The sequence below is a fragment of the Rhizobium sp. CECT 9324 genome (genome assembly GCF_918741265.1).
GTDB lineage: Bacteria > Pseudomonadota > Alphaproteobacteria > Rhizobiales > Rhizobiaceae > Allorhizobium.
Genome location: NZ_CAKKMZ010000001.1, coordinates 1188091 through 1213294, shown reverse-complemented (window position 1 = coordinate 1213294; position 25204 = coordinate 1188091). Strand labels below are relative to the sequence as shown.

Below are 25204 nucleotides of genomic sequence, written 5' to 3'. Positions count from 1 at the left end.
CTTTTGTCGGATGCACCATCCGAGGCGCACAGATTTAACGAATTCGAAACTGCTAATTTTATATGTTTTTCAGGAGAAAGCGACGAATCAAAACATACATAACGATAGAAACAGATGTGATGTCGTTCTGCCGCTTGTCTACTTTCACGCAGTCTCGCTGCGTGAAGGATCATCAAAGGCTCTCTGGCAAAGAAGGACCAGGAACACATGTTTGGAAAGTCGCAGAACACTCGCTCACAGCTCGAATCGCTCGAGGTGATTACCGCCAACATCATGATCGCCGACGAGAACCTCAATATCCGCTACATGAATGCGGCCGTAAAGGATCTCCTGCGCGAGGCGGAAAGCGATCTGAAGAAGGAATTGCCGCGCTTCGAATTCAGCAAGCTCATCGGCAGCAATATCGACATCTTCCACAAGAACCCCTCCCATCAGCGCAATATGCTGGCGAGCCTGAATGCGCAGCACAAGGCGACGATCTGGGTCGGTCAGCGCGCCTTCGACCTGATCGTCACGCCGCTGAAGGACGGCTCGAAGAGGACCGGCTTCGTCGTGGAATGGGCGAATGCCAAGGAGCGACTTCAGAACATCGACTTCCAGAACCAGATCGCAGCCATCAGCCGCGTTCAGGCGATCATCGAATTCACGCCCGAGGGTGAGATCGTCTCGGCCAACGACAATTTCCTCAACGCCCTCGGCTACCGTATCGATGAGATCCGCGGCAAACATCACAGCATGCTGGTCGATGCCGACTACAGTCGCACCAACGACTATCAGGAATTCTGGAAGCAGCTTCGTGCCGGCAAATATCAGGCTGCAGAGTTCACACGTTTCGGCAAAGGCGGCAAGAAGGTCGTCATCAATGCCTCCTACAATCCGATCCTCGATGATCGCGGCCGGGTGACCAAGGTCGTCAAATTCGCGACCGACGTTACCGAGCGCGTACTGGCCGTCGACACGATCGGCGAGTCGCTGCGCAAAATGGCCGGTGGCGATGTCAGCTTCACGCTTGACAGGGCCTTCGCGCCAGATTTCGAGCCGCTGCGCACCAATCTAAACGAAGCTTTGAACCAGCTCGGCTCGACGCTCGGCGCCGTGGCGAAATCGACCGACCAGATCGACAGTGGTACCCGCGAAATCAGCCACAGCGCCCAGGATCTTTCCAAGCGGACCGAACAGCAGGCAGCATCACTCGAAGAGACGGCTGCAGCCCTCGACCAGATCACGGTGAACGTCAACAATGCCTCCAAGCGTGCCGATGAGGCGCGACACTCAACACAGATGGCCGATACGAGTGCGACCCGCTCCGGCCAGATCGTCGCGGAGGCCGTTGGCGCCATGGCGCGGATCGAGCAATCGTCGAACCAGATCTCCAACATCATTGGGGTTATCGACGAGATTGCCTTCCAGACCAACCTGCTGGCGCTCAACGCCGGTGTCGAGGCGGCGCGCGCCGGGGAGGCCGGCAAGGGTTTCGCCGTCGTCGCCCAGGAAGTGCGCGAATTGGCCCAGCGTTCCGCCCAAGCGGCAAAGGAGATCAAGGAACTGATCCGCAATTCGTCCGAAGAGGTGAAGAACGGTGTCAAGCTCGTCAGCGAAACCGGGGAAGCCCTGAAGACCATTCAGGAGAATATCGTCTCGGTCAACGACCACATGCAGGCGATCGCGAGCTCGGCACGCGAACAGGCAACAGGGCTTTCCGAAGTCAACTCTGCCGTCAACCAGATGGATCAAGTGACCCAGCAGAACGCCGCCATGGTCGAGGAATCGAATGCGGCCAGCGCCACGCTTGCCCATGAAACGGAACGTCTGCGGCAGTTCATCGCCCGCTTCTCGCTCGGCCATCACTATGCCGGCAACACTGCCAAAGGCTCAGGTACCCCCGTCAGACATGTGTCTTCAGCTTCGTCCGGACCACGTCCGGCAGCGCGACCGATGGCAACCCACGGCAATGCGGCCCTGAAGCAGGATGACTGGCAGGAATTCTGATCGCCTCGCCCGACCCCGATCAATAAAAAGGCCGGCTGTCTCAGCCGGCCTTATTTGTTCAGATCCTGGGCACCTTGGCGAAGCCCTTGCCGAGGATCGGGCCTGTCGGCCTGCCCGTCGGCGAGCCCCCCAGCGGCTCGACGGTGATCTCGTAAAGCTGCTCTTCCTGAGGTCCCGGCAGGCCGGGTCCATCTATCATGACGGTTCGCCAGCCATCCAGAACGCCGAGCGAGACCGGACCCATGTCCTTCGACGGCAGCGTCCAGACCTGCAGTGAGCGATCGTCCGGCACATCGACGTCAACCAGCGGCGTGACCCTGGCAGCATCATTGCCGAAATCCTCGATCATCACCACCGGCTGGCCGGCATCGTTCATCAGGATGGCGATCACCTGCGGATCAGGACGGTTGCTCAGGGTATAGGCGAGGCCGGCGATGAGGAGGACCGCGGCTGCGGTCGCCGACAATGCCATGCGTCTCCAGCGGCCGAGTGCACCGATTGCATTGTCATTCGCCGGTTGGACGGGAGGCTCCGCGGCGCGTCCGCTCTGTTCCATCTGCGCGGTCACCGGCAATTGCTCCGGCGTTCGCAACTGGCCTTCTATGCGCGCCCAGAGATCGGGGGACAGGCTTGATGGCTCGCCAGCCAGATCGAGTTCGACGAAGCGGTCGCGGGCGAGACCGACGGCCCTTTGCAAAGCCGCATCGCCTTCCATCGCCGTTTCGAAAACGGCACGATCGGTGTCATCCATCAGGCCGAGCACATAGGCGTCGGCGCGTTCATCGATGTTCAACGGCTCGGTCATGCCATGCACTCCCGCAATGCCAGAAGCGAGCGGCGGATCCAGGCCTTTGCGGTTCCGAGCGGCAGTTTCAGCCGGCCGGCGATCTCGCCATGACTATAGCCCGAGACATAAGCCATCAGGACGGTCTTGCGGCGCAAGGCATCGAGGCGCGACAGGCAGGCGCGCAGGCGGCTCGACTGGTCGAGATCGTCGAACAGATCGGCAAACAGGCCATCCTGCGCCTCGTCCTGCAGCCGTTCCAAGCTTTCCGTATCGGTCAGTTCTTCGCGCCGTCCGTCGCGGATGGCATTGAGCGACCGGCTCCTGACCACGGCATAAAGCCAGCCACGGGCGGATCCACGTTCCGGGCTGTACTGCCCAGCCTTCTGCCAGATCTGCAGGAAGGCTTCCTGCACGATCTCCTCGGCCAGATCGTGGCGGCGCAGGATGCGCTCGGCAATCGTGACCATACGCGCAGCTTCGCTGTGATAAATCACGGCAAGTCCCTTGCGGTCCCCGGCGGCACAGGCCTTCAGCGCCGCTTCCAGCCGCTGTTGCGGATCCTCCATCCGAACTCCTTCTTGTCGTCTCGTCAAAGCGTAGCGGCGCGGCAGGCGATTGCAAGGCCTGTTGCCTACGCCATGATGCCGACGATCCGTATCCCCGATCAATCGCATGTGTTCATCCCTTCTACGCATGAGACACGGCAGCAGACGATTTGGATGCAGAAAAAAATTCGAATTCACTGCATCCAAACTGCATCGCCCCGGTGTCTATGGTTCAGGAGGCGCCATTCCGGCGTGTTCCGGATCAATTCATTCGGGAGAAGACCATGAAGACCTTGAGCATCCTCACCCTGACCGCCGCCACCGCACTGACCGCATTTTCGGCGCATGCCGCCCCTGCCCTCGGCCTTGCCGGCGACAAGACACTCGTGATGTTCGACACCGACAAGCCGGATGCCACCAAGACGATGGACGTGACGGGTGTGACGAAACTGGTCGGCCTCGACTTTCGCCCAGGCACCAAGACCATTGTCGGCGTGACGGCAGACAGCGTCATCGTGACGATCGATCCTGCGACCGGCGCGGCCACTGAAGTTGCCAAGATGGACAAGCCGCTGACAATCGGCGATGCGCCGGTCGTGGTCAACTTCAACCCCGCCGCCGACCGCCTGCGCTACATGACCGGCACCACGAACTATCGGGTTCATCCGGACACCGGTGCGGTCACCGTCGACGGCAATCTCGCCTTTGAAGAGGGCGACATGCACAAGGGCGAAGCCCCGAACACGGTGGCGGCTGCCTATACCAATTCGATGGGCAAGCCTGAAAAGACGGCGATGTACAATATCGATGCGACGATCGGCGCGCTGATCCAGCAGACCAAGCCGAATGACGGCACGCTGAAGGCGATCGGCAAGCTGGGCATCGAAGGCATGCCGAAGACCTATGCCTTCGACATTCAGGCAACCGGAGAAGGCAAGAACACCGCCTGGCTGGTCGCCGACAATAGCCTCTACACGGTCAATCTGGAAACAGGCGCCGCCACCAAGGCCGGTATGCTTGCCGGGGTCGATATGCCGGTGCGCGCGATCACCGTGATGCCGGCGATGTAAAACCGGACACAGCAATCCCTCGCCCTGCTGGGGGGGCGAGGGTCAGGGTGAGGGGCACGAGTTCAGCGCGTCCCGAGTTCGACGCTTGTCCCTCACCCGCCTCCCCTTTGCGATTGACCCTTCTCCCCGATGCGGGAGAAGGGTCTTTGCATTGGTTCAGCCGCGGATGAAGCCCAGGACATCGGCATTGAACTTGTCTGCCTGTGTCTGGGCCAGACCATGCTGACCACCTTCATAGACCTTGAAGGTCGAACCCTTGACCAGCTTGGCGGCCTTTTCAGCTGTTGCCTTGATCGGCACGATCTGGTCGTCGTCGCCGTGGATGATCAGGGTCGGCTTGTCGATCGCCTTCAGGTCGTCGGTATAGTCGACTTCCGAGAATTCCCGGATGCAATCGTACTGGCCCTTGATGCCACCGGCGAGACCCTGCAGGCGGAAGCTTTCGCGGAAGCCTTCATTGACGGTGACACCCTCGCGGTTGAAGCCGTAGAAGGGCAGCGTCAGGTCATAGTAGAACTGCGACCGGTTGTTTGCCGTGCCGGCGCGGATGCTGTCGAACACTTCCATCGGCACGCCTTCCGGATTGGCTTCCGTCTTCAGCATCAGCGGCGGAACGGCGCCGACCAGGACAACCTTGGCGACACGGGCCGAGCCGTGGCGACCGATATAGTGGGCCACTTCGCCGCCGCCGGTCGAATGACCGATCATGACGATGTCCTTGAGGTCGAGCTTCTCGATCAGTTCGGCCAGATCATCGGCATACTGGTCCATGTTGTTGCCATTCCAGGGCTGGTCGGAACGACCGTGGCCGCGGCGATCATGGGCGATGACCCGGTAACCCTGCAGGCCGAAATACAGCATCTGCGCATCCCAGGCGTCCGACGACAGCGGCCAGCCATGCGAGAAGAGGACAGGCTGGCCGTCTCTGGAGCCCCAGTCCTTGTAGAAGATATTCGTGCCGTCCTTGGTGGTGATGCTGCTCATGATCAAATCTCCTGGGTTGCTAGAGGCGAATGAAGGGGTTGCGAATGCCGGGGCATTCACCAAAGCGAGGGCTGCGAATGCCGTTCCGGCCACCAGCGCGTCCCTGCGGGTCAGCGAGAGTGCAGTTGAATTTCGGTCCGACATTGGGCTCTCCTGTTTAATTGTGTGCGATTTGTTTGTGCGCAGTAGATATCGCGCAGATTCGCACCGCTGTCAATTGCCATCAATTAAATAGTGCACAATTTTTCTTACCGGCTGGATGCCGCATGGCAGCGCGACAACCAGCACTGTGCCATGCCCTCACTCGCCATCAGGCTTGCCACCAACAAAAATGCCCCCGACCGGAATGGTCGAGGGCATGGATGGTCTGGACGAAGGCGGAAAAAACTAGAGCATCGCCATGTATTTCGGCAGTTCTCGCATGCTCGGAACGACAACCAGTGTCTTCACATTGCCGCGCTTGAAAGCGTTGAGGAAGCGATTGTAGTCCTCGAACACGACACAGCCGGAACTGTCGCCGCGTCGGCGCAGCAGGTAGGTATGGGTCAAGAAGCCGTCGCGATTGTACATTCTGGAATCGCCGACCGGGGTCATGCGGATCGCCTCGATGCCGTGGAAGCGGGATTCACGCATGCGCAGGCTGTAGACATTCGGCGGGGTCGGCCCCTGGTTCTTCATATGGACAAATTTCGGCTTGTCGCGCATGTGGCCGCGTCCGGAATGGGCCTCGAGCTTTTCACCGTTCGGCATGTGAACGACGGCTTCGTCGATGACATAGACCGCGATGCGGCTGCCGGCACCCGGGAGTTTTGATTTGCGGCTGAACAGACCACCGGCACCATCATCGGTGGTGATTGGGTTGTCCGGCTTGGCATAGGCCAGCATGCTGGCCAGCGTTTTCGTCTTTTTCGGCTTCGGCGGCGCGGCCGGCGTTTCGGTGGTCAAAGGCTCGACCAGCACAGCCTTGGGCTTCGGCTTGGAGCCCGGCATCGGACCGTCATCCGGCAGGGCATCGTGGTCCATGTCCGGTTCGGACAGCAATTCGACGAAAGGTTCCTCGCGCGGATCGGCCTCGGCAACAACTTCAGAGGCCGTCGACGGGGCGGCATAACCGAGCGCCATTGTCGCCGCTGTGCTGGCTGCCACGGGAATGGAGGCGGTCATCACCGGATCCACGTCGTCTGCGGCGGTACGACGCTCATGCGCGGCCGTGGCAAGACCAGCCTGCTGGCGGGTCGCTTCCGCCTCGACCAGCGCGTCCCGCAGGACAGCCATGGCCTGCGGATCGGTGAAGCTCTCGATCCGGGCAAGCAGCAGACGATCGGATTTGTCGATTTCGGCGAGCCGCATGGCGGCGGGCAACATCAGCAGGCCGAGATGATCGGTCGCGGCGATCGCTTCGGCAAAACGGGCGCGCATCTTTTCGAGCGCGGCATGCTGCATGCTGGCCGTGGTGATCGGGCGTGGGGCCAAAGGCTGGGCAAGCGCCAGTGTCGGTCGCGGCAGCGAATGGCCAGAAAGGGTCGGCGCTTCGACGGCCGAACTAGACAGGCCCTTGACGATTGCAAGAGTGGCCATGGCCCAGAAGCCGCAAGCAAGACCAATGCCCATGATGGTCGGCATGCTGGAGCCGCGCTTCTTGGTGCGCGACTTCGTCTTTACAACGGCAGACACATTGCCACCGGACACAAACTTGGTCGAGGACGCCATACTGATACTCGCTACCGGACTCACATGGCATCAATACGGCGATGCCAACACTCTTACAGGCCCGACAGATCGGAGATCCCGTTCTGTCGGATGCCCTAAAGAATGAAGAAGTTTGGTAACCAAGAGGTTTACGCGTCGATAATTCTTGTCACATGGCGGGATGAAATCAGCTTCCTCCCGCCATCGGTACCGGCATACCTCACTATGCCGAAGCCGCCCCGTCGGCAAAACGTCAGACGGAGCGCGTCAGGCCACCGTCGACCTTGATGTTCTGGCCGGTGATGTATCCCGCGCCGGAAGAGGCCAGGAAGGCAACCGTTGCAGCCACTTCCTCGCTGGTACCATATCGTTTCATCGGCACCCCGTCGCGGCGCTCTTCGGTCGCCGGCAAACTGTCGATCCAGCCTGGAAGCACGTTGTTCATCCGGATGTTTTCCGCCGCATAGGTATCGGCAAAGATCTTGGTGAAGGCGGCAAGCCCCGCACGGGCAACGGCCGAGGTCGGGAACATGGCGCTCGGCTCAAACGCCCAGGCTGTCGAGATGTTGATGATCACGCCCGATTTCTGCGCCTGCATGATCGGCGTGACCAACCGGGTCGGGCGGATGACATTCAGCAGATAGACATCGATGCCCTTGTGCCAGTCCTCGTCGGTGATTTCGAGGATCTGCGCGCGTGGACCGTGACCGGCGCTGTTAACCAAAACATCGACCCGGCCCCAGGTGGACATGGTGCTGTCGACCAGGCGCTTGAGGTCGTCGCTCGACTGGTTGGAGCCGGTGACGCCGATGCCGCCGAGCTCCTGCGCCAACGCCTCGCCCTTGCCGGACGACGACAGGATCGCAACCTTGAAACCGTCTGCGGCCAGCCGCCTTGCGGCGGCTGCTCCCATCCCGCTTCCACCCGCAGTAACGATGGCAACCTTCTGTTCGGACATGACTATCTCTCCCTTTGTCTGGCCGGGAGGATCATGAGCTTTGCACTGGATGTCCAGTCAGAAAAAATGAAGGCCGGTGCAGCTTGCGCCACACCGGCCTTCAATCACGAAATGGAATGCGAGCTTACCAGCTGCGTACGTCGAGCACGCGGTCCCTGTGGGCCGGATGGGTGGAGAAGACGAAGATGCGGTCGAGTTCCTTCTGGGTCAGCAGACGCAGGAAGCGGATCTCGGCGGTATTGTTGGAAAACGTCTTCAAGAGGATGCTGCCGATCTTGTTGATGCGTGCATCCGGAATATCGAAGTAGAATTGCTTGGGAAGATTGACCTGCGTGATCAGCGAAATGATCGCCCCGCTCATCGAGATCCGGACGACGTCGCAACGGCGCGCGGCCATATGCGTCATGCCGTTCTCGGTATATTCGAGACGTCCCGCGTTCATCGTGTCTTCCATGCGGTACCGGTTTTCCCGGTCGTACATGAAGGATTCTTCCTTTTTCAGAAAATGAGAGCTACCTGGCGCAGCCATTGTTCCTGTCCCTGTTTTTTGCCGTTCTTATGAGCAAAAAGCTAGCAGTGACAGTTTAACAGTCGGTATTTCCAAAGCCCCATTCCTGGGTGAATACAGGCCCTGTCGCAACTACGGCTAACAGGGCCTTACCAGTTTGATGGCAACATTTAGCCCTTATCGACGGTAGGCCTGGCCTGCTGCATCGAAAAGATGCAGCTTCGTCTTGTCGGCGGAGAAGCGCAGCTTCGTGCCCTTCTTCACATCAACGATACCCGGCAGCTTGACGACGATCGGTGCATCTTCGGCCGGACCCTGGACGTAGAGCATCGTCACTTCGCCGAGCGCCTCGACGATATCGACAAGTCCCTCGAAGAGATAATCGTCACCGGTGGCAATCGCGATGTCTTCCGGGCGAACGCCGAAGCTTGCGGCCTTGCCCTTTTCGGATGCCTCAGTCGCGATGTCGACGGCGACCGTGCTGCCATCCTTGAGCTTCAGGGTGGTCGTCGGTCCCGCTTCAACAATGGTGGCCGGCATGATGTTCATCGCCGGCGAGCCGATGAACTGGGCGACAAAAAGATTGGCCGGGCGCTCATAGAGTTCGAGCGGCGGGCCGACCTGCTCGATGCGGCCGGCCGACAACACGACGATCCGGTCGGCCAGCGTCATCGCCTCGACCTGATCATGGGTGACGTAGATCATCGTCGTGTCCGGCATGCTGTCGTTGAGCTTGGCGATCTCGATGCGGGTGGCGACACGCAGGGCCGCATCCAGGTTCGACAGCGGCTCGTCGAAGAGGAAGACCTTCGGGTCGCGGCAGATGGCACGGCCGATGGCGACGCGCTGGCGCTGGCCACCGGACAGGGCTTTCGGCAGGCGATCGAGATACGGTCCGAGCTGCAGGATGTCGCCCGCCGCGCGCACGCGTCGGTCGATCTCTTCCTTGCTCTCGCCGGCAATGCGCATGCCGAAGGCCATGTTGTCGTAGACGGTCATATGCGGGTAGAGCGCATAGGACTGGAAGACCATGGCGATGCCGCGCTTGGAGGGCGGGATATCGTTGACGCGCTGGCCGTCGATCAGCATTTCACCGCTGGTTATGTCCTCAAGGCCGGCAATCATGCGCAGAAGCGTTGATTTCCCGCAGCCCGACGGCCCGACAAAGACGATGAACTCGCCCTGCTTGATGTCGAGATCGATCCCGTGCAGAACCTTGACCTGCCCGTATGCCTTGCGAATGTCCTTGAGAACCAAGCCCGTCATTGTCTTCCTCCCCTTTTAGACATGACGCGCGAAATACGCGCCCCATGCCGGCAATTCTACGTGGTTGCCGTTCATCTCACTTGTGAAACCATGGTCTTCGAGCGCCACCCATTCGCCGGCCGGAAGCGCAATTGCGCTTGCTTGCGGGCTCATGTTGAACAGGCAGAGCAGCGTCTCGTTGCCGAAGGATCGTGTGTAGGCCAGCTGCGTTTCGCCGGCCGCGTGGAATTCGATATCGCCCTTGGCAAAGGCCGGGTGCTTGCGGCGGAAGGCCAGAAAGCGACGGTAATGTTCGAGAACCGTCTCCTCCTTGCCGATTTGCGTGTTCACAGAGCGCAGCACATGCTCCACCGGGATCGGCAACCAGGTCTTGGCGGCTGTCGAGAAACCGGCCTGGGCCGCATGATTGTCCCAGACCATCGGCGTGCGGCAGCCGTCGCGACCCTTGAATTCCGGCCAGAACTGGATGCCATAAGGATCCTGCAGGTCTTCGAAGGCAATGTCGGCCTCGGTCAGGCCAAGCTCTTCGCCCTGATAGATGCAGACCGAGCCGCGCTGGGTCAGCAACAGCGCCGACATCATCTTGGCATAGGTGTCGCGGTCGAGCACGTCAGCACCCCAGCGGCTGATGTGGCGAACGACGTCGTGGTTGGAGAATGCCCAGCAGGCCCAGCCTTCCGGGGCTGCGGCGGCAAAATTGATCTGCGTCTGCTTGACCACATCCGGCGTCAGCGGTTCCGGAGCCAGGAATTCGAAGGCGTAGCACATCTGCATCTTGTCATCGCCGGAGGTGTATTCGCCGACGATCTCGAGACCACGCTGGCTGTCGCCGACCTCGCCGACCGCGGCAATTGCCGGATATTCGTCGAGCAGCGCGCGGAAACGCTTGAGGAAGGCGATATTTTCCGGGCGGTTCTTGTCGTAGAGATGCTCCTGGAAATTATACGGGTTGACCGCCGGTGCCGTCGAGGCATTGCGGCGTTCCGGTGCCAGCGCCGGGTTGTCGCGCAGTTCCTTGTCGTGGAAGTAGAAATTGATCGTGTCGAGGCGGAAGCCATCGACGCCGCGCTCGAGCCAGAATCGGGTGGCCGCGAGCAGCGCGTCCTGGACTTCCGGATTGTGCAGGTTCATGTCCGGCTGCGAGGTCAGGAAGTTGTGCATGTAATATTGCATGCGGGTCGGATCCCACTGCCATGCGGAACCGCCGAAGATCGACAGCCAGTTGTTCGGCGGCGTTCCATCCGGTTTCGAATCCGACCAGACATACCAGTCCGACTTCGGATTGACGCGGCTCGAGCGGCTTTCGACAAACCACGGATGCTGATCCGACGAGTGCGACATGACGAGGTCGATCATGACGCGAATGCCCAGGCGATGGGCCTCGGCGATCAGTCCGTCGAAATCGGTAAGCGAGCCGAACATCGGATCGACGTCGACATAGTTCGACACGTCATAGCCGAAGTCCTTCATCGGCGAGGCGAAGAAGGGCGAGATCCAGATCGCATCGGCACCCAGTTCGGCAATGTGGTGCAGCCGCGCAGTGATGCCCTTGAGGTCACCGATGCCGTCGCCGTTGCTGTCCTGGTAGGAGCGCGGATAGATCTGGTAGATCACCGCGCCACGCCACCAGTCCTTGTCGGCGGTCAGCATCGATTGCGTCGTAGAGCTCATGTTCAGTCCTTGTTGCATGTCAGTGAAGAGATTGCGCGCTCAGCCACCCTTGACCGAGCCAGCGAGCAGACCCCGGACGAGGTAGCGCTGCAGGGCGAAGAAGACGCAGAGAGGAACAATGATGGTGATGAAGGCGGATGCCGTCAGGATCTCCCAATTGCCACCACGCGAGCCGAGCAGGTTGACGAGGCGACCGGTCAGAACCAGTTCGTTGTCGCCGGACCCGAGGAAGACCATGGCGATCAGCAGGTCGTTCCAGGTCCAGAGGAACTGGAAGATGGCAAACGAGGCCAGTGCCGGATAAGACAGCGGCAGGACGATCTTGATGAAGATCTCGAAATCGGAGGCGCCGTCGACACGGGCGGATTCCATGATCTCGCGCGGCAGGCCGGCGATATAGTTGCGCAGCAGATAGATGGCGAGCGGCAGGCCGAAGCCCATATGCGCCAGCCAGATGCCGACATAACCCTTGGCCGGGACGCCGAAGAAGGCGCCAACACCGTTATACATCTTGAGGAGCGGGATCAGCGACATCTGCAGCGGCACGACGAGCAGGCCGACGATGACCGCAAGCAGGATGGAGCGGCCCGGGAACTTCATCCAGGCCAGCGCATAAGCGGCAAAGGCCGCCACCAGGATCGGGATGATGGTGGAGGGAATGGCAACTGTGAGCGAATTGATGAAGGACTGGCCGATGCCTTCGGAATTGAGCACCGTCTGGTAGTTTTCCAGCGTGAAGCGCGGCGGCACGGCCGAGGTGAAGAAGATGCGGTCCCCGCGGGAGCCTTCAAACGCCTTGGGCGATTCCAGGCGGAAATCGCCGTTTTCCTGCAGCGTCAGCTTGCTGCCGTCATTGCGCTCGGCAACGGCGCCCGGTTCGAAATCGGCCGGCTTGTTGATGTTGACGCCGAAGGCGCTGACGGTTCCGCCCTTGCCGTCGAAGACATTGCCGGCAATGACGAACTGGCCGTTTTCCTCGACCTGGGCGCTGGCTGGCGGCGCCCGATAGATGGCGTTCTGGCTGGACGTGGTCAGCGCCGTCCACCAGCCGGAGGCAACGATCTGGTCCTTGTCGCGCAGGGACGAGATCAGCAGGCCGGCGGTCGGCAGGGTCCAGAGCGCGACCAGCAGCAGGACGGTGAGATTGACGACGATCGTCAGCGGCGAAAGCTTGGTGGCGTGCATCTCAGTGTCCTTCCATTTCCCGGCGGGCATTGCGGATGTTCCAGATCATGATCGGCACGACCATGATCATGATGACGACAGCGATGGCGGCACCCTTGCCGAAATCGCCGCCGCCGCGGAACATCCAGTCGAACATCAGGTTGGCGAGAACCTGTGTCTGCCATTGGCCGTTGGTCATCGCCAGAACGATGTCGAAGACCTTGAGGACGAGGATGGTGATGGTGGTCCAGACGACTGCGATCGTGTTCCAGATCTGCGGCACCTTGATCTTCATGAAGATCTGCCAGGGATTGGCGCCATCGATGATCGCGGCCTCGATGGTTTCCTCCGGAATGCCGCGCAGAGCGGCCGACAAGAGAACCATGGCGAAACCCGTCTGGATCCAGATCAGGATGACCATCAGGAAAATGTTGTTCCAGAACGGCAGCGCGATCCAGATCTGCGGATCGCCGCCAAAGGCAACGACGATGGCGTTCAGGATGCCGATCTGCTCGGAACCGGCGTCGCGGTAGTCATAGACGAATTTCCAGATGACCGAGGCGCCGACAAAGGAGATCGCCATCGGCATGAAGATCAGCGACTTGGCGATGTTGCCCCACCAGATACGGTCGGTCATGGCCGCGATGATCAGGCCGAACAGCGTCGCTGCGGCCGGCACGACAATCAGCCAGAGCAGATTGTTGTAGATCGACTGGCGGAATTCGCCATCCTGCAGCATCCAGCGGAAATTGGCGAGGCCGACATAGTTCTCGCCGGAGCGGTCGAGAAACGCATAGACCACCGAAGAAAACAGGGGATAGACCAGATAGACCGCCAATGAGATCAGGGCTGGCCCGAGAAACAGCCAGGGGCGGATCAGCGCCGCCTTGCGCAGGTTCTCGGATGCGCGGGTCGTGTCGGCGATGCGCGACGGAAAAATCATGTCGAGCAGCAGGTTGGACCCATAGAAGTAGCCTATGGCTGCCGCGACACCGATCACGATCGTCAACAATGCAAAGAATAGCTGTTCCACTTGCGTTCCCTCCCTTTACGGGGTCCTCCCTCGCCAAACATATGGCGCCGGACCGCAGGCATTTTTGTATCTGACGCCGGGCCCGTTTTCCACGAGCCCGGCGGTGCTCTCTCTCCGGAGAGACTTACTTCAGGGCGTCCCAGGCCTTCTGGATCTCGCCGGTCACATCTTCCGCCGACTTGCCACCGGAATAGTCCACCATGCCGGTCCAGAAGGCACCGGCGCCGATCTTGCCGGGCATCAGGTCGGAGCCGTCGAAGCGGAACGTGGTGGCATTCAGCAGAATGTCACCCTGCTTGGCCATCGGGGCATTGGCATAGGTTTCCTTGTTGGCACCCTTGAACGGGGTGAGGAAGCTCGACTGCGCCATCCAGGTCTCATGCGCGATCGGGGTCTTGAGGAACTCGATGAAGGCGCGGGCAGCCGGGCTGTCCTTGGCGATCATGGCAAGCGTACCGGCACCGAGGACCGGATTGCCGAGGTCGGCCTTGGATGCATAAGGCGGCATGTAGAAGAAGTCGGCATCTTCGCCGACAACCGTGCCCTCAGGGAAGAAGGACGGGATGAACGAAGCCTGATGGTGCAGGTAGCATTTCGGCGGCGCCCCGAAGAGACCCTTGGGGCTGTCGCGGAAGTCGGTCGAGGCCACGGCCTTGGCGCCACCATCGACAAATTTGTCATTGCGGGCGAAGAAGCCGAATTCCTCGATCGCGCCGATCACGGCCGGATCGTTGAACTTCACTTCGTTGGTGACCCACTTGTCGTAGACATCAGCGGTCTGCGTGCGCAACATCATGTCTTCCACCCAGTCGGTGGCCGGCCAGCCGGTCGCGCCGCCGGAGCCGAGCCCGATGCACCATGGGGTACCGCCGTCAGCCGCGATCTTTTCGGTCAGCGCCTTCAGATCTTCCATTGTCTTGGGAACTTCGTAGCCGGCGTCCTCGAAGTTTTCCGGCACATACCAGACCAGCGACTTCACGTCGATCTTATAGGGAAGCGCGTAGAGGGCGGCTGCGCCGTCCTTGCCCTTGTAGGTCGAGAGATCAACCCAGGACTGTCCGGCGGAATAATTCTCCAGGAGCCAGTTCTTCGTCTCGTCGCCGAGCGGCGTCAGGTGGCCCTTCGATGCAAGGTCGGCAATCAGGCCGGGCTGCGGCAGAATGGCGACGTTCGGCGGGCTGCCGGCCTGGGTGTCGATGACGATCTGCTGTTCGTAGTTTTCCGACGAGGAATACTGAACATCAACACCCGTGGCTTCTTCGAAATAGGCGAAGATGCTCTCGAACAGAGCCTGGTCTTCGCCGCGCCATGGGCCAAAGATCGTCAGCGTCTGACCCTTGAGATCATTGGCCTTCTTGAACTCTTCAAAGCTCGCCCAATTGAATTTCGCGTCCTCGCCCGGCTTGAACTTCAACTCGGCGGCGGACGTCATACCCGTGGTCAGCGCAGCGGCAGCGACCGTGATCAAAAACAGTTTCTTCATGTGATATACCTCCCATCACATATGGACGGCCAAACGTCCATTGGCTCGAAAGCCCCTTCCTCAAAGCGCTTTGGCCTACAAGTCATCCCACTCCGATCCCGTGGGAGTCAAGAGCTATCGTGAGATTGCCGTAAATAGTCGCATTGCACATCCTAAAATGGTGCAGTGCGCTCAAATATGGCAAGTTCACCCTTGTCGTCCGGGCAAAAACTGCGGCATAGTCGAAGCGCTTTGAGGCGCCGGCTTGAGGAGATGCTGGCGGCTCTTCGGCAATGGGAGAGGAATTGCCTGCCGTGAATCTGAAAGAACTGTCGCTCATGCTCGGCCTGTCGCAAACGACGATCAGCCGGGCCATCAACGGTTATCCCGAGGTGAACGAGGAAACGCGCCAGCGTGTGTTGAAGGCGGCCAAGGAGACCGGCTACAGACCCAACCGCGCCGCACAGCGCCTGGCCACGGGCAAGGCCGGCTCGATCGGCCTGATCATGCCCGTTTCGCCCGATCATGCCTCCGATATCCACTTTGCCGAGTTCCAGGGCGGTTTGGCCGAGGTGGCGATCGAACATGACTTTCACTTCGTCATCATGCCAGCGCGCGTCGAAGACGAACAGGAAGCGATCCGCTGGCTGGTGGCCAGCGGCAGCGTCGACGGCTACTATCTCGCCTATATGCGCGAAAACGATCCACGCATCGCCATGGCGCAATCCCTGTCCCTGCCGTTCATCGTGCATGGACGCTCTGGCGGGCGCGCCGAGGACTACGCCTATCTCGACGTCGACAACGAGGGCGCCTTCTACGATGCGGCACGTTTCCTGCTGCAGCTTGGCCACAGGCGTTTCGCGCTGCTGAACGGCCCGGCCGATCTGGACTTTGCGTTCCGTCGTAGACGGGGCACGGAAAAGGCTCTCGCCGAACACGGACTGATCCTGGATCCAGACCATATCCGCAACACCTTCATGGGCGATGAGCAGGGCTATCGCGGGATGAAGGAGATCCTGAGCGGGCCGCAGCGCCCGTCAGCCGTGCTCTGCGCCAGCACGGTGCTGGCGCTCGGTGCCGTCAGGGCACTCAATGAAGCTCGCCTGAAACTCGGCGTCGATGTATCGCTGATTGCCCATGACGACGAATTGCCGTTGCTGAAGCCGGAAAATTTCAGCGTCCCGCTGACAACGACACGTTCATCGCTGCGTCAGGCCGGCAAACGTGTTGCCGAGCGGCTGATTGCCATGATCCATACAGGCACAGACATGCAGAAGACGCAGCAGGAGCTGTGGAAGGTCGACCTGGTCGTCAGGTCATCGACGGGTCCGGCGCCGGCGAAAGACTGATCGCCGGTCGGCTCCCAGTTTAGAAGCTCGGGGCTACCTCGCCCGCTGCGCGATAGGCTGCAATCACAGTATTTGCCATCAGCATGGCAATGGTCATCGGACCGACACCGCCCGGAACAGGCGAGATCGCAGCAGCCACCGGCTTGCAATCAGCAAAGGCGACATCACCGACGAGACGGAACTTGCCCTCGCCGCGCTCAGGGGCCGCGACCCGATTGATGCCGACATCGATGATCGTCGCGCCCGGCTTGACCCAATCGGCCTTGACCATTTCCGGGCGGCCGACTGCAGCGACCAGGATATCGGCCTCGCGTGCCAAAGCCGGTAGGTCGCGGCTCTTCGAATGACCGATCGTCACCGTGGCATTGGCGGCCAGAAGAAGCTGGGCCATCGGCTTGCCGAACAGGTTGGAGCGGCCGATGACCAGTGCATTGAGGCCGGAGAGGTCATTGCCATGGACCTGGCGCACCAGGATCATTGCACCGGCCGGGGTGCAGGAGACGAGGCCAGTTTTCGTATCGCCGATCGCCAGCTTGCCGGCGTTGACGACATGCAGGCCATCGACATCCTTCTCAGGCAGGATCGACTGGATCACCGGATCGGAGTTCAGCGGCTTTGGCAGTGGGAGCTGGACAAGGATGCCATCGATGGAGGGATCGGCGTTGAGCGACGCCACAAGCGCCATCAGCTCGTCCTGAGATGTGGTTTCCGGCAACGTGTGCTGCACGGAATTGAAGCCGCATTGCTTGGCCATCTTGCTCTTGGCACCGACATAGGCGTGGCTTGCCGGATCGTTGCCGACAATCACCACGGCAAGGCCCGGCTTGCGGTGGCCACGCTTTTCGAGGGTTGCTGCTGCAGAGGTTACCGCCTCGACCACCGATGCGGCCGCTGCCTTTCCATCAATCACCGTCGTCACTGTCTCTCGCCCTCGCCTCACGTTTCGACAAGCTAGCGTCATCGACCCGGCGCCGTTTGCCTGTCTCCGTCCTATGCTGTCAAATTGCGGCATTTTGCAAGAGATGTGGCGGTGAGATGCGAGCACAACATGGAAAAGAGGAGTGGCAATCCGCATTGCCACTCCTCTCGTCATTCTTTGAATGCACCCAGATCAGGGTCGCTCAGTGGCCTGAACCGGCCGCCGGCTCCTCGGTCTTCTCGCCCTCGACGATCACTGTGGCGTCCAGCGGCCCGCGGCTATCACCATCGGCTGCCTTGCGCGCGACTTCCTTGGAAACGTAATCAAGCTGTTCGATCAGCACCTGGCTGACAAAGCCCTCTCCGAGATGGGCGTTCATGTCGGTCTTGATCTTTTCGCGGAAGACGGCGACATCAAATCCCTTGGTATTGGCAAGGTCGACCATCTTGTTGCCGATCAGCAGCGTGAACAGCTCGTCGGTCATCAGCTCGGTCATCGGCAGTTCGACGCCGGTGATCTTTGCCTTGTCCATCATGAATGAGACGCGGGTGAGGAAGTAGCCCGATACACCGCCATCGGTGATGACGGGAATGGTGATCGGCTCGCCTTTCACCAATTCAAGCGGCGCCTTCTGATCTTCCTCGCTGGGGCCAGCCGGAGCCGTCGCCAGGCTAATGGCGCCGTAGACGGCGCCCAGCGTGACGATACAGACCCACAAACCAACAGCCAGTAACTTTCCCATCAGAACTCGCTATGCAGAAGGAATTGTTCCTGAGAGTAAGTGCCATCGCCGTCGGCTTCGCGTACAGCGTTCTTGAGCAGATCGGCAACGGCCCGCACAGCGTTCATGTGCGCTTCGACGCGGCGCACGTTGAGCGCCAGCTTCTTCTTAAGCGAATGCATCTGCTCAACGTAGTTGACGGCGATCTCGCGCGGGTCGGTCTCTCTGAACAGCATGGTCAGTTCATAGAGGCAACGGCTCTTATGGGCATTGGACACTTTGAAATCGAAGTCGCGGTCTTTGCCGATGCGCTCGTTTTCATTGTCGATAATGCGTTCCAGACGCCCCAGAACCGTCTTTACACGGTACTCGCTCGAAACAACTTCCATGATGTCACCTCAAAACTATTCTAATTATTATTGTGCAGACTTGGATTCGGCCGAGGCGCCGAGCGTGCGCCTCTCAAGATCTGTCACCCAGCTCAAGGCCCGGCTTCGATCCGCTTCGTCCGTCTTGGCATTGGCGGTGTCCTGGCCGCGAGTGCGGGCAAGCGCTTCATCGTACATCTGCTGGGCGATGCCGATGCCACCGGAATCCGCAATCACCGAACCCATCTGTTCGGCCATCATGCTCTTCCACATCTCGCCGGCATTGCCCTTGCCGTAGACTTCTTCGCTATCGTCCGGCAGCATCGACTGGACGAAATTGGTCAGGTAGACCGCTTCGAAATCGCGATAGATCTTCGGCGGTTCGCTGCTCTCGGCCTTTTCCGTAGCGGCTGCGCGCGTATCGGCGGCGCTGGCCTTGTTCAGGATCTCGACGGCGTTTCCGAATCCAGCGCCCTTTTCGGCCAGGCTGGTTGCCAGGAAGTTCGCCCGGTTTGTCTTGAGCTTTTCCTGTGCTGCAGCAACTTGCGATGGATCAGCGGCGCGGACAACGTCCAGCACGAGATCGCTCGGAGGGGAAATGGCCACGGTGACATCCTCGATATGTGTTCGGGGCGATTATCACTCGTGAAGCTTGCTGGAGGCTGGTGTGGCGAACTGCAAATCGATCAGATCATAGATGGAATTGTCGTCGGCTTCGCGATCCTCGTGTTCGCGCGCCTCCTTCATGTTCTCTTCCAGACGATCGCCCTTGGCCCGTTCGCGCATGACCTTCATCTCCTGGACCTGTTGCAGACCGTGGAGTTGCTTGTCCGTGCTGGACAGCCGATCGAAACGATCGGCATAGTTCTGGGCAAACAGCCGATGCAGGGGCTCAAGAGAGCCGATGGCGTCCATCACGGCGTCCATCGACACCGAATTCTCCTCGATGCGCTTTGCCGTTGTGCTCAAGTCGCTTTCCGCCATGCGCTCCATGTGACGCTGCACGGCGACGAGGCGTTTCAGTTTTTCGGATTGCTTTTTCGGTCCCATTTCAGTGGTCCTCTGGCGCGACCTAGAAGTCGAAGATCATCGGGAAAGACTGGGCAAACTGCATGACCATCGCCGCGATGGAGAAATAGACCAGAAGCAGCCCGCCAATCAGCAGGTAAGGCGTGGAAATGTAGAAGATCGGGATCTGCGGGGCCAGCTTGTTGACCAGACCAACGCCCACGTTGAACATCAGACCGAAGATGATGAACGGGCTCGCCAGCCGCAGCATCAGCATGAATGTCTTGGACAGGGTGTCACTCAGCGTGATCAGCATCTTCTGGGTATCGGGAAAGCCGCCCAGCGGCATGACCGAATAGGATTCCACCAGAGCGCGGAAGACCACATGGTGGAAATCCAGCATGAACAGGAGCAGCAAGCCGCCAAAACTGATCAGATTGGTCAACTGGTTTTCGCTGGTGTCTTCGAGAACGTCGGCTGCACCCGGTGAGTTGAAGCCGATCGCCATCGAGGTGGCGGATCCGGCAAATTGCAGACCAAGCACGTAAAGCCTGGGGACCAGGCCATACATCGAGCCGATCAGCACTTCCGCGACAATCAGCTGGATATAGGTGTAGCCGCCGCCCGCGACGCGCGGATAGACCGTATCGAAAAGGATCGGCAGCAGCGCCAGGGATACCGATACGGAGAGGAACACCCGAATCGTCATCGAAATGCGTGCGGAGGAGAAACCCGGCAAGGTCATCATGCAGGCACCGATGCGGCAGAAGACCGCAAACAGTGCCAGAACGGTCCCTTCCGGGTCTGTTATCATGAAATGGAGCCCAGGATCTTAATCTCGATGCCCTTGGCCAATTCGACGTGAGACAGAACCGGCAGCGTGGCAAACAAGCGTTCGATGATCATGCGGACATAGGAGCGTGTTTCCGGCGAGGTGACAAGCACGAAAGGCAGGCCACGGTCCATAAAGTCGCGGATAACCTGGCTCGCCTGCTCGCTGAACTCTTCGAGGCTGCGCGGATCGATGTCGAATTCGACGACTTCGCCCTTGGCGTCGCGCTTGAGCGCCTGGTGGAAGACGAGGTCCCATTTGCTGCCGAGGCGCAGGACGCGCAGGACACCATTGTCGGTCAGGTCGCCGCAGAGCTGCTGGGCCATGCGCACCCGCACATGCTCGACGATCTGTTCGGTCTTGCGCACATGCGGCGCCAGTTCGGCCACGGCTTCGAGGATCAGGTGCAGGTTGCGGATCGAGACGCGTTCGGCGAGCAAAAGCTTCAGGACCGCCTGCAGGCCAGAATAGGACATGTGCGACGAGCAGATCTCGTCGGCCAGCTTCTTGTATTCCGGATCGAGGCGATCGATGAGGATCTTAACGTCCTTGTAGGACAGAAGCTGCGGCAGGTTGTTGCGGATGACTTCGCTGACATGGGTGAGCACGACCGAGACATTGTCGATCGGATGGAAGCCTTCGCGTTTCAGTTCTTCTGTAAAGGTTTCCAAGACGGAGACCGCCGGCATGCCGAAAGCGGGTTCGCGAATCTCGTCGCCGGGCACCTTCGGCTTGCGGCCAGATCCCGTCACGACGAGCACTTCACCGACGCGGAGCGCATTCGACGCAATCGTCGTGCCGTGGATGCGGATCTGATAGGACTTGTCCGGGATGGCGATGTCGTCGGTCACCTTGATTTCCGGCACGACGAAACCGTATTGGCTGGCGAACTTCTTGCGCATCTTGCCGACGCGGAACGCCAGTTCCTGATGGGCGCCGAGCAGGCGGGTCGAGACCAACTTGCCGAGCGCCAGTTCGATCTCGGCAGTCTTCAGGACCGACTTGACCGAATCCTTCTCGGCTTCCTTGTTCTGGATGACCTTCTTTTCTTCCTGGTCGCGCTTGACCTTGTTCTCAGCCTCGAGCTGGCGCGGGATGAACCAGGCACCGAATGCCATCAGACCGCCCAGCGCCATGAATGGGACCAGCGGCAGGCCGGGAACGAGCGCCAAGGCACACATCAGCGCCGCTGCGACCGACAAGGCGCGCGGGTAGCCGCTCAGCTGGTTGATGACCGCCTGGTCGGTCGAACCGGGCGTGCCGCCGCGCGAGACGAGCAGGCCGGCGGCCAGCGAAACGATCAGGGCGGGAACCTGCGAAACGATACCGTCGCCAACCGAGAGCTTGACGAAGACGTCGGCCGCTTCGCCGATTTCCATGCCGTGGCGGAAATAGCCGATGATGATGCCGCCGAAAACGTTGATGCCGGTGATGATCAGACCGGCAATCGCGTCACCGCGGACGAATTTCGAGGCACCGTCCATGGCGCCGAAGAAGGAGCTTTCCTGCTCCAACTCCTTGCGGCGATGCTGGGCTTCCTTCTCGTCGATGATGCCGGCGGACAGGTCGGCGTCGATCGACATCTGCTTGCCGGGGATGGCATCGAGGGTGAAACGCGCGCCGACTTCGGCGATACGCGTGGCACCCTTGGTGATGACGATGAAGTTGACCGTGATCAGGATCATGAAGACGATCAGACCGATGACGAAGTCACCGCCCATGACGAGCGTGGAGAAGCCTTCGATAACGCCGCCGGCCGCCCCGTGTCCCTCATGGCCATGCGACAGGATTACACGCGTCGTCGCGATATTGAGCGACAGGCGGATCATGGTCGCGATCAGCAGGATGGTCGGGAACGAGGAGAAGTCGAGCGGTCGCTGGATCCACAAGGACACCATCAGGATCAGCACCGAAAAGGCGATCGAGAAGGCCAGGCCCATGTCGATGAGGAATGGCGGTATCGGCAGGAAAAGAATGCCGAGGATGAGAACGATGCCAAGTGCAAACCCGATATCGCGCCCGTTCGGACTGACCTTCGGAATTACGAGAGCAGGAGGTTGCGCCATGTTCGTTCCATCTCTTCATGAGAAGTCACCCAGAAGCCAAGGCTTCGGGCAGTATCCCGATCAGCCATAGAGGGCGAAGCTTGCGCGAGGATGGCAACAGCACTGCCAGCGCGTCATGCGCACCGATCAGAAGCCCGACTGGACGCGGGAAAACACCATGTTGGCAAACAGGGAAATCTGCGCGCCGGCAAACGGCGCCGTAATACCGATGGTGATCAGGATCGCCAGGATTTTCGGCACGAAGGTCAGGGTCATTTCCTGAACCTGGGTCAGAGCCTGAACCAGTGCGATCAGCACGCCGACAATCATGCCGGCAGCAACGGCAGGCCCCGATGCCATCAGGATGGTCCAGATGGCGGCCTGCATAATGTCGAGCGCGTCAGCCTCATTCATGAGACGGGGTCCTTCCGGAGCGGCGAATCATGCCCTCCACTCCGGAAGGCTTAGCACTTTAGGTATCGGACGTCTCTGTATCGGTATCAGTATCCGGATCCGGATCCGCCGCAGGCGGCTCTCCAACGCGGACACCGACCGTAATCGGGATCTCGTCGCCATCGGTGGTTGTCGCCACCATCGTGTCGGAATAGACACGAACGGATTCAATCACGCCAGTCGTCTTCTCGTCGGCACTGGTGATGGTCTTGCCGATGTAATTCGAGGCGTTGGTCAGCGCGTTGCCGGTGATCAGGGTCTCGAGGTTCGAATTCGTCTGGATCGTCTGTTCGACCTGCGAGAAGGTGGCCAACTGCGAGATCTGCTCGCTGGCATCCATCGGATCCGTCGGGTCCTGGTTCTGCATCTGCGCGATCAGAAGCTTCAGAAAGCTTTCATAATCCAGCGATGCGGAGGCCGAGGCGCTGTCGGCAGAGTTGTTCGTCGTGGTCTTTGCGGTACTCGTGGTGGTGCCAACTGCATCTACCGCCATGGCGCAATCTCCTTGCGAATCTGCTCGATCGTGGCCGGGCTCATTTCATCGCTGGTCAAGATCCGGTCCTCGACCGCATAAAGCGAGCGGATCGCCTTCAGTGCATCGAAGGCTCGTCCGGACGAGACCATCGCATCGACGCGCTTGAGTTCGGCCAGAATTTCTTCGTTCTGGAAGCAGTTCAGCAGCATGATGATCGACTTGCGGAACATCGCCATCGACTGTTCGCGGCCTTCCGGATTGATCAACATCATCTGCGCGATGAAATAGAGCTGCCGCAGGGGCGTTGTGGCCTGGTCGGGCTGCAGGACGTGATTTTCCAGGAGGAAGGTCACGTCGTTGAGGAACTCCAGAGCAACCTTGCGGTCGACGCGAAGAACCGCTCCATTGATAAAGATCCGTTCGCCCGACTTGAGCGAAATGCGCAAAGTGCTCTTCATTTAAGTCCATCCCTGATGATGGTTGTCACGTCTATGATGCCCTGGAAATTGTCTGACTGGCGCTTCCGGATCCGGTCGCATTCCTTCAAAATCCAAATAGCGATGGAAATCAGATTGGCGCGAATTTCGACAGCAAGCTGATTTTCAGGGTGCTGGAGATCTTCAATGAAGCGGACCCAGACCCGTCGTGTGTAGTAAAGCGCTTCAATAGCCTCGCGCGAATAGCTGGCCTTCAGTGAAGCCGCCCGCAGCAAATCAATCGTCCGATCGAGGGCCTGACGCTCGCGATCTTTCGCGTCGGCCACCCCATCTTCCATGATTTCGGCGTATGAAAACTGGTACATTCATTTGCCCTTCAGTTTTACTCAGTCCCTTTGATCATCAAAGGTAGTTTACGAGACTCAGTGCCTGGATCTTTGCCGTCAGCGTGTAGGACGCTTCAACCATTGCCAGCAGGCTGTTGACTTTCGTCGATGCTTCGTAGGCATCGACCTCGATCTTGCTGGACAGGCTGGTCTCGATGATGTCGACCTGGATCTGCAAAGACGAATCCGCCTTCTCGATTCGGTTCTCCGAAAGGCCAAGCTCCGATCTGGTTTTGTTGATGCCGCTGATCGCCTTGCCGGTATAGTCAATGGCCGAATTGATCGCCACGGTGACCGCATCGGCGGGCGCACCCATGTTCATCAGTTCCTGGGTAATGACACCGGCGAGCGCGAAGTAGCGGAAGCCGTCTTCATTGGCAGATGCCGAGGTGTTCACCGTTTCGGACTGGGTGATCCGGCTTGTCATCACTTCATCGGAGGCACTGGACCAGTCTGTGGTCCAGTCGGCGCCGGAATACATCGGCTCCAGGACATTACCGATAAAGTCTTGCATGCTCGGCGCACCACCGGAGGCGACGATGGTCGCCGTGCCGGCCGTATCGGTTGGCGCAAAACCGAAATAGCTGGTGAAAGCATTGTCGAATGCCGCCTTGGCCGCCGAGGTTTCGTCGTACTTGGCGAGTGGCTGCACATCAGTATTGATGCCGGAAAACAGAAACTCGCCGTTGATCGAGGAATTGGCCATGTCGGACATGGTGTCGAGCGAGCTCTTGACGGTGCCGATCGTCGTGCCAATCGTGTCGGTATTGGTCGAACCCGAGATGGTGATCAACGACTGGTTCATTTCCTCGGCAGCCTTGGCAATCTGGTTCAAGGCTTCCTGAGAGGCCGATAGCCGCTGGGTCGCGATGCTGTTGTTGCTGAGGATCGAGGACAGGCGCAGGCTTTCGCGGTTGAGATCTACCACCGTCGACGTCTTGCTGCCCAGCTCGGCACCGATATCGGCGAAGTATCCGGTGCTGACCTCCTGCTGCGCCTGCAGAAGTTCGGTCTGCGCCTGCCGGATGGTCAAACGCATCGACGTCTGTATGGAGAGATTGGATACGTTTGAAGTCGACATTCAG

At 59.8% G+C, this 25204-nt stretch carries 26 protein-coding genes; 3 read left to right on the top strand and 23 right to left on the bottom strand.

All coding sequences use genetic code 11. The annotated features are described in order from the left end of the window. Window positions 1–207: 207 nt before the first annotated feature. The gene (locus tag LQ231_RS05830) at window positions 208–1989 is read left to right on the top strand and encodes a PAS domain-containing methyl-accepting chemotaxis protein (RefSeq protein ID WP_113140346.1); all 1782 of its coding nucleotides are present in this window, start codon (window positions 208–210) and stop codon (window positions 1987–1989) included. 58 nt (window positions 1990–2047) lie between these two features. Here the strand turns inward: LQ231_RS05830 and LQ231_RS05825 are convergent, their stop codons facing one another. Further along, a complete protein-coding gene (locus tag LQ231_RS05825) occupies window positions 2048–2794 on the bottom strand; it encodes an anti-sigma factor (RefSeq protein WP_230170616.1) in 747 nt (248 codons plus the stop codon). Beyond that, window positions 2791–3342 (bottom strand): sigma-70 family RNA polymerase sigma factor, encoded by a 552-nt coding sequence (locus tag LQ231_RS05820; RefSeq protein WP_230170615.1) that lies wholly within the window; start codon window positions 3340–3342, stop codon window positions 2791–2793. Before LQ231_RS05820 ends, LQ231_RS05825 begins: the two co-directional genes overlap by 4 nt. Window positions 3343–3605: 263 nt before the next feature. On the opposite strand from LQ231_RS05820, the gene LQ231_RS05815 reads away from it, so the two are divergent. Continuing rightward, window positions 3606–4391 carry a DUF4394 domain-containing protein gene (locus LQ231_RS05815; RefSeq protein ID WP_113140343.1) on the top strand — a complete coding sequence of 262 codons (786 nt, stop codon included), beginning with the start codon at window positions 3606–3608 and terminating at the stop codon, window positions 4389–4391. Between the two features lie 156 nt (window positions 4392–4547). Here LQ231_RS05815 and LQ231_RS05810 read toward each other — a convergent pair whose 3' ends face one another. The 9 genes from LQ231_RS05810 to LQ231_RS05770 form a co-directional block, all read right to left on the bottom strand. After that, complete coding sequence (locus LQ231_RS05810; protein WP_230170614.1) at window positions 4548–5375, bottom strand: alpha/beta hydrolase; 828 nt, start codon at window positions 5373–5375, stop codon at window positions 4548–4550. Between the two features lie 387 nt (window positions 5376–5762). After that, window positions 5763–7085 (bottom strand): DUF2778 domain-containing protein, encoded by a 1323-nt coding sequence (locus LQ231_RS05805; RefSeq protein WP_230170613.1) that lies wholly within the window; start codon window positions 7083–7085, stop codon window positions 5763–5765. 232 nt (window positions 7086–7317) lie between these two features. Beyond that, a complete protein-coding gene (locus LQ231_RS05800) occupies window positions 7318–8022 on the bottom strand; it encodes an SDR family oxidoreductase (protein ID WP_230170612.1) in 705 nt (234 codons plus the stop codon). A 124-nt stretch (window positions 8023–8146) separates the two neighbouring features. Beyond that, the gene (locus LQ231_RS05795; protein WP_113140339.1) at window positions 8147–8551 is read right to left on the bottom strand and encodes a hypothetical protein; all 405 of its coding nucleotides are present in this window, start codon (window positions 8549–8551) and stop codon (window positions 8147–8149) included. Window positions 8552–8707: 156 nt separating this feature from the next. Next, window positions 8708–9796 carry a sn-glycerol-3-phosphate ABC transporter ATP-binding protein UgpC gene (ugpC, locus tag LQ231_RS05790; protein WP_113140338.1) on the bottom strand — a complete coding sequence of 363 codons (1089 nt, stop codon included), beginning with the start codon at window positions 9794–9796 and terminating at the stop codon, window positions 8708–8710. A 15-nt stretch (window positions 9797–9811) separates the two neighbouring features. After that, on the bottom strand, window positions 9812–11467 hold the full coding sequence (locus LQ231_RS05785) for an alpha-glucosidase family protein (RefSeq protein WP_230170611.1): 1656 nt from the start codon (window positions 11465–11467) through the stop codon (window positions 9812–9814). Window positions 11468–11506: 39 nt separating this feature from the next. Further along, complete coding sequence (locus tag LQ231_RS05780; protein WP_230170610.1) at window positions 11507–12652, bottom strand: carbohydrate ABC transporter permease; 1146 nt, start codon at window positions 12650–12652, stop codon at window positions 11507–11509. A gap of 1 nt (window position 12653) precedes the next feature. Further along, complete coding sequence (locus LQ231_RS05775; RefSeq protein WP_007597161.1) at window positions 12654–13664, bottom strand: sugar ABC transporter permease; 1011 nt, start codon at window positions 13662–13664, stop codon at window positions 12654–12656. A 124-nt stretch (window positions 13665–13788) separates the two neighbouring features. Beyond that, entirely contained in the window at window positions 13789–15147 is a 1359-nt protein-coding gene (locus LQ231_RS05770; RefSeq protein WP_230170609.1) for an ABC transporter substrate-binding protein, read from the bottom strand. A gap of 293 nt (window positions 15148–15440) precedes the next feature. Between LQ231_RS05770 and LQ231_RS05765 the strand changes: the two genes are divergently transcribed. Continuing rightward, window positions 15441–16475 carry a substrate-binding domain-containing protein gene (locus tag LQ231_RS05765; protein ID WP_230170608.1) on the top strand — a complete coding sequence of 345 codons (1035 nt, stop codon included), beginning with the start codon at window positions 15441–15443 and terminating at the stop codon, window positions 16473–16475. 19 nt (window positions 16476–16494) lie between these two features. Here the strand turns inward: LQ231_RS05765 and folD are convergent, their stop codons facing one another. The 12 genes from folD to LQ231_RS05705 form a co-directional block, all read right to left on the bottom strand. Further along, window positions 16495–17394: a bifunctional methylenetetrahydrofolate dehydrogenase/methenyltetrahydrofolate cyclohydrolase FolD gene (folD, locus tag LQ231_RS05760; RefSeq protein WP_230170607.1), complete on the bottom strand. Its 900-nt coding sequence runs from the start codon at window positions 17392–17394 to the stop codon at window positions 16495–16497. 202 nt (window positions 17395–17596) lie between these two features. After that, the gene (locus LQ231_RS05755; protein WP_113140333.1) at window positions 17597–18136 is read right to left on the bottom strand and encodes a flagellar basal body-associated FliL family protein; all 540 of its coding nucleotides are present in this window, start codon (window positions 18134–18136) and stop codon (window positions 17597–17599) included. Continuing rightward, window positions 18136–18504, bottom strand: coding sequence for a hypothetical protein (locus LQ231_RS05750; RefSeq protein ID WP_113140332.1), 369 nt, complete (start codon window positions 18502–18504; stop codon window positions 18136–18138). The genes LQ231_RS05755 and LQ231_RS05750 overlap by 1 nt, the downstream gene beginning before the upstream one ends. Window positions 18505–18531: 27 nt before the next feature. Next, complete coding sequence (locus tag LQ231_RS05745; RefSeq protein ID WP_230170606.1) at window positions 18532–19089, bottom strand: rod-binding protein; 558 nt, start codon at window positions 19087–19089, stop codon at window positions 18532–18534. Window positions 19090–19122: 33 nt separating this feature from the next. Continuing rightward, window positions 19123–19533: a hypothetical protein gene (locus tag LQ231_RS05740; protein ID WP_113140330.1), complete on the bottom strand. Its 411-nt coding sequence runs from the start codon at window positions 19531–19533 to the stop codon at window positions 19123–19125. 22 nt (window positions 19534–19555) lie between these two features. Further along, window positions 19556–20305 carry a flagellar biosynthetic protein FliR gene (gene fliR, locus LQ231_RS05735; RefSeq protein WP_230170605.1) on the bottom strand — a complete coding sequence of 250 codons (750 nt, stop codon included), beginning with the start codon at window positions 20303–20305 and terminating at the stop codon, window positions 19556–19558. Continuing rightward, on the bottom strand, window positions 20302–22389 hold the full coding sequence (gene flhA / locus LQ231_RS05730; protein WP_113140328.1) for a flagellar biosynthesis protein FlhA: 2088 nt from the start codon (window positions 22387–22389) through the stop codon (window positions 20302–20304). Before flhA ends, fliR begins: the two co-directional genes overlap by 4 nt. 126 nt (window positions 22390–22515) lie before the next feature. Next, complete coding sequence (gene fliQ / locus LQ231_RS05725) at window positions 22516–22782, bottom strand: flagellar biosynthesis protein FliQ (protein ID WP_113140327.1); 267 nt, start codon at window positions 22780–22782, stop codon at window positions 22516–22518. Between the two features lie 58 nt (window positions 22783–22840). Then, window positions 22841–23314 (bottom strand): flagellar hook assembly protein FlgD, encoded by a 474-nt coding sequence (gene flgD / locus LQ231_RS05720; protein WP_113140326.1) that lies wholly within the window; start codon window positions 23312–23314, stop codon window positions 22841–22843. Then, window positions 23305–23754 (bottom strand): flagellar biosynthesis repressor FlbT, encoded by a 450-nt coding sequence (flbT, locus tag LQ231_RS05715; RefSeq protein ID WP_113140325.1) that lies wholly within the window; start codon window positions 23752–23754, stop codon window positions 23305–23307. Before flbT ends, flgD begins: the two co-directional genes overlap by 10 nt. Further along, entirely contained in the window at window positions 23751–24098 is a 348-nt protein-coding gene (gene flaF, locus LQ231_RS05710; protein ID WP_113140324.1) for a flagellar biosynthesis regulator FlaF, read from the bottom strand. The genes flbT and flaF overlap by 4 nt, the downstream gene beginning before the upstream one ends. A gap of 37 nt (window positions 24099–24135) precedes the next feature. Then, the gene (locus tag LQ231_RS05705) at window positions 24136–25200 is read right to left on the bottom strand and encodes a flagellar hook-associated family protein (RefSeq protein WP_230170604.1); all 1065 of its coding nucleotides are present in this window, start codon (window positions 25198–25200) and stop codon (window positions 24136–24138) included. Window positions 25201–25204 lie beyond the last annotated feature (4 nt).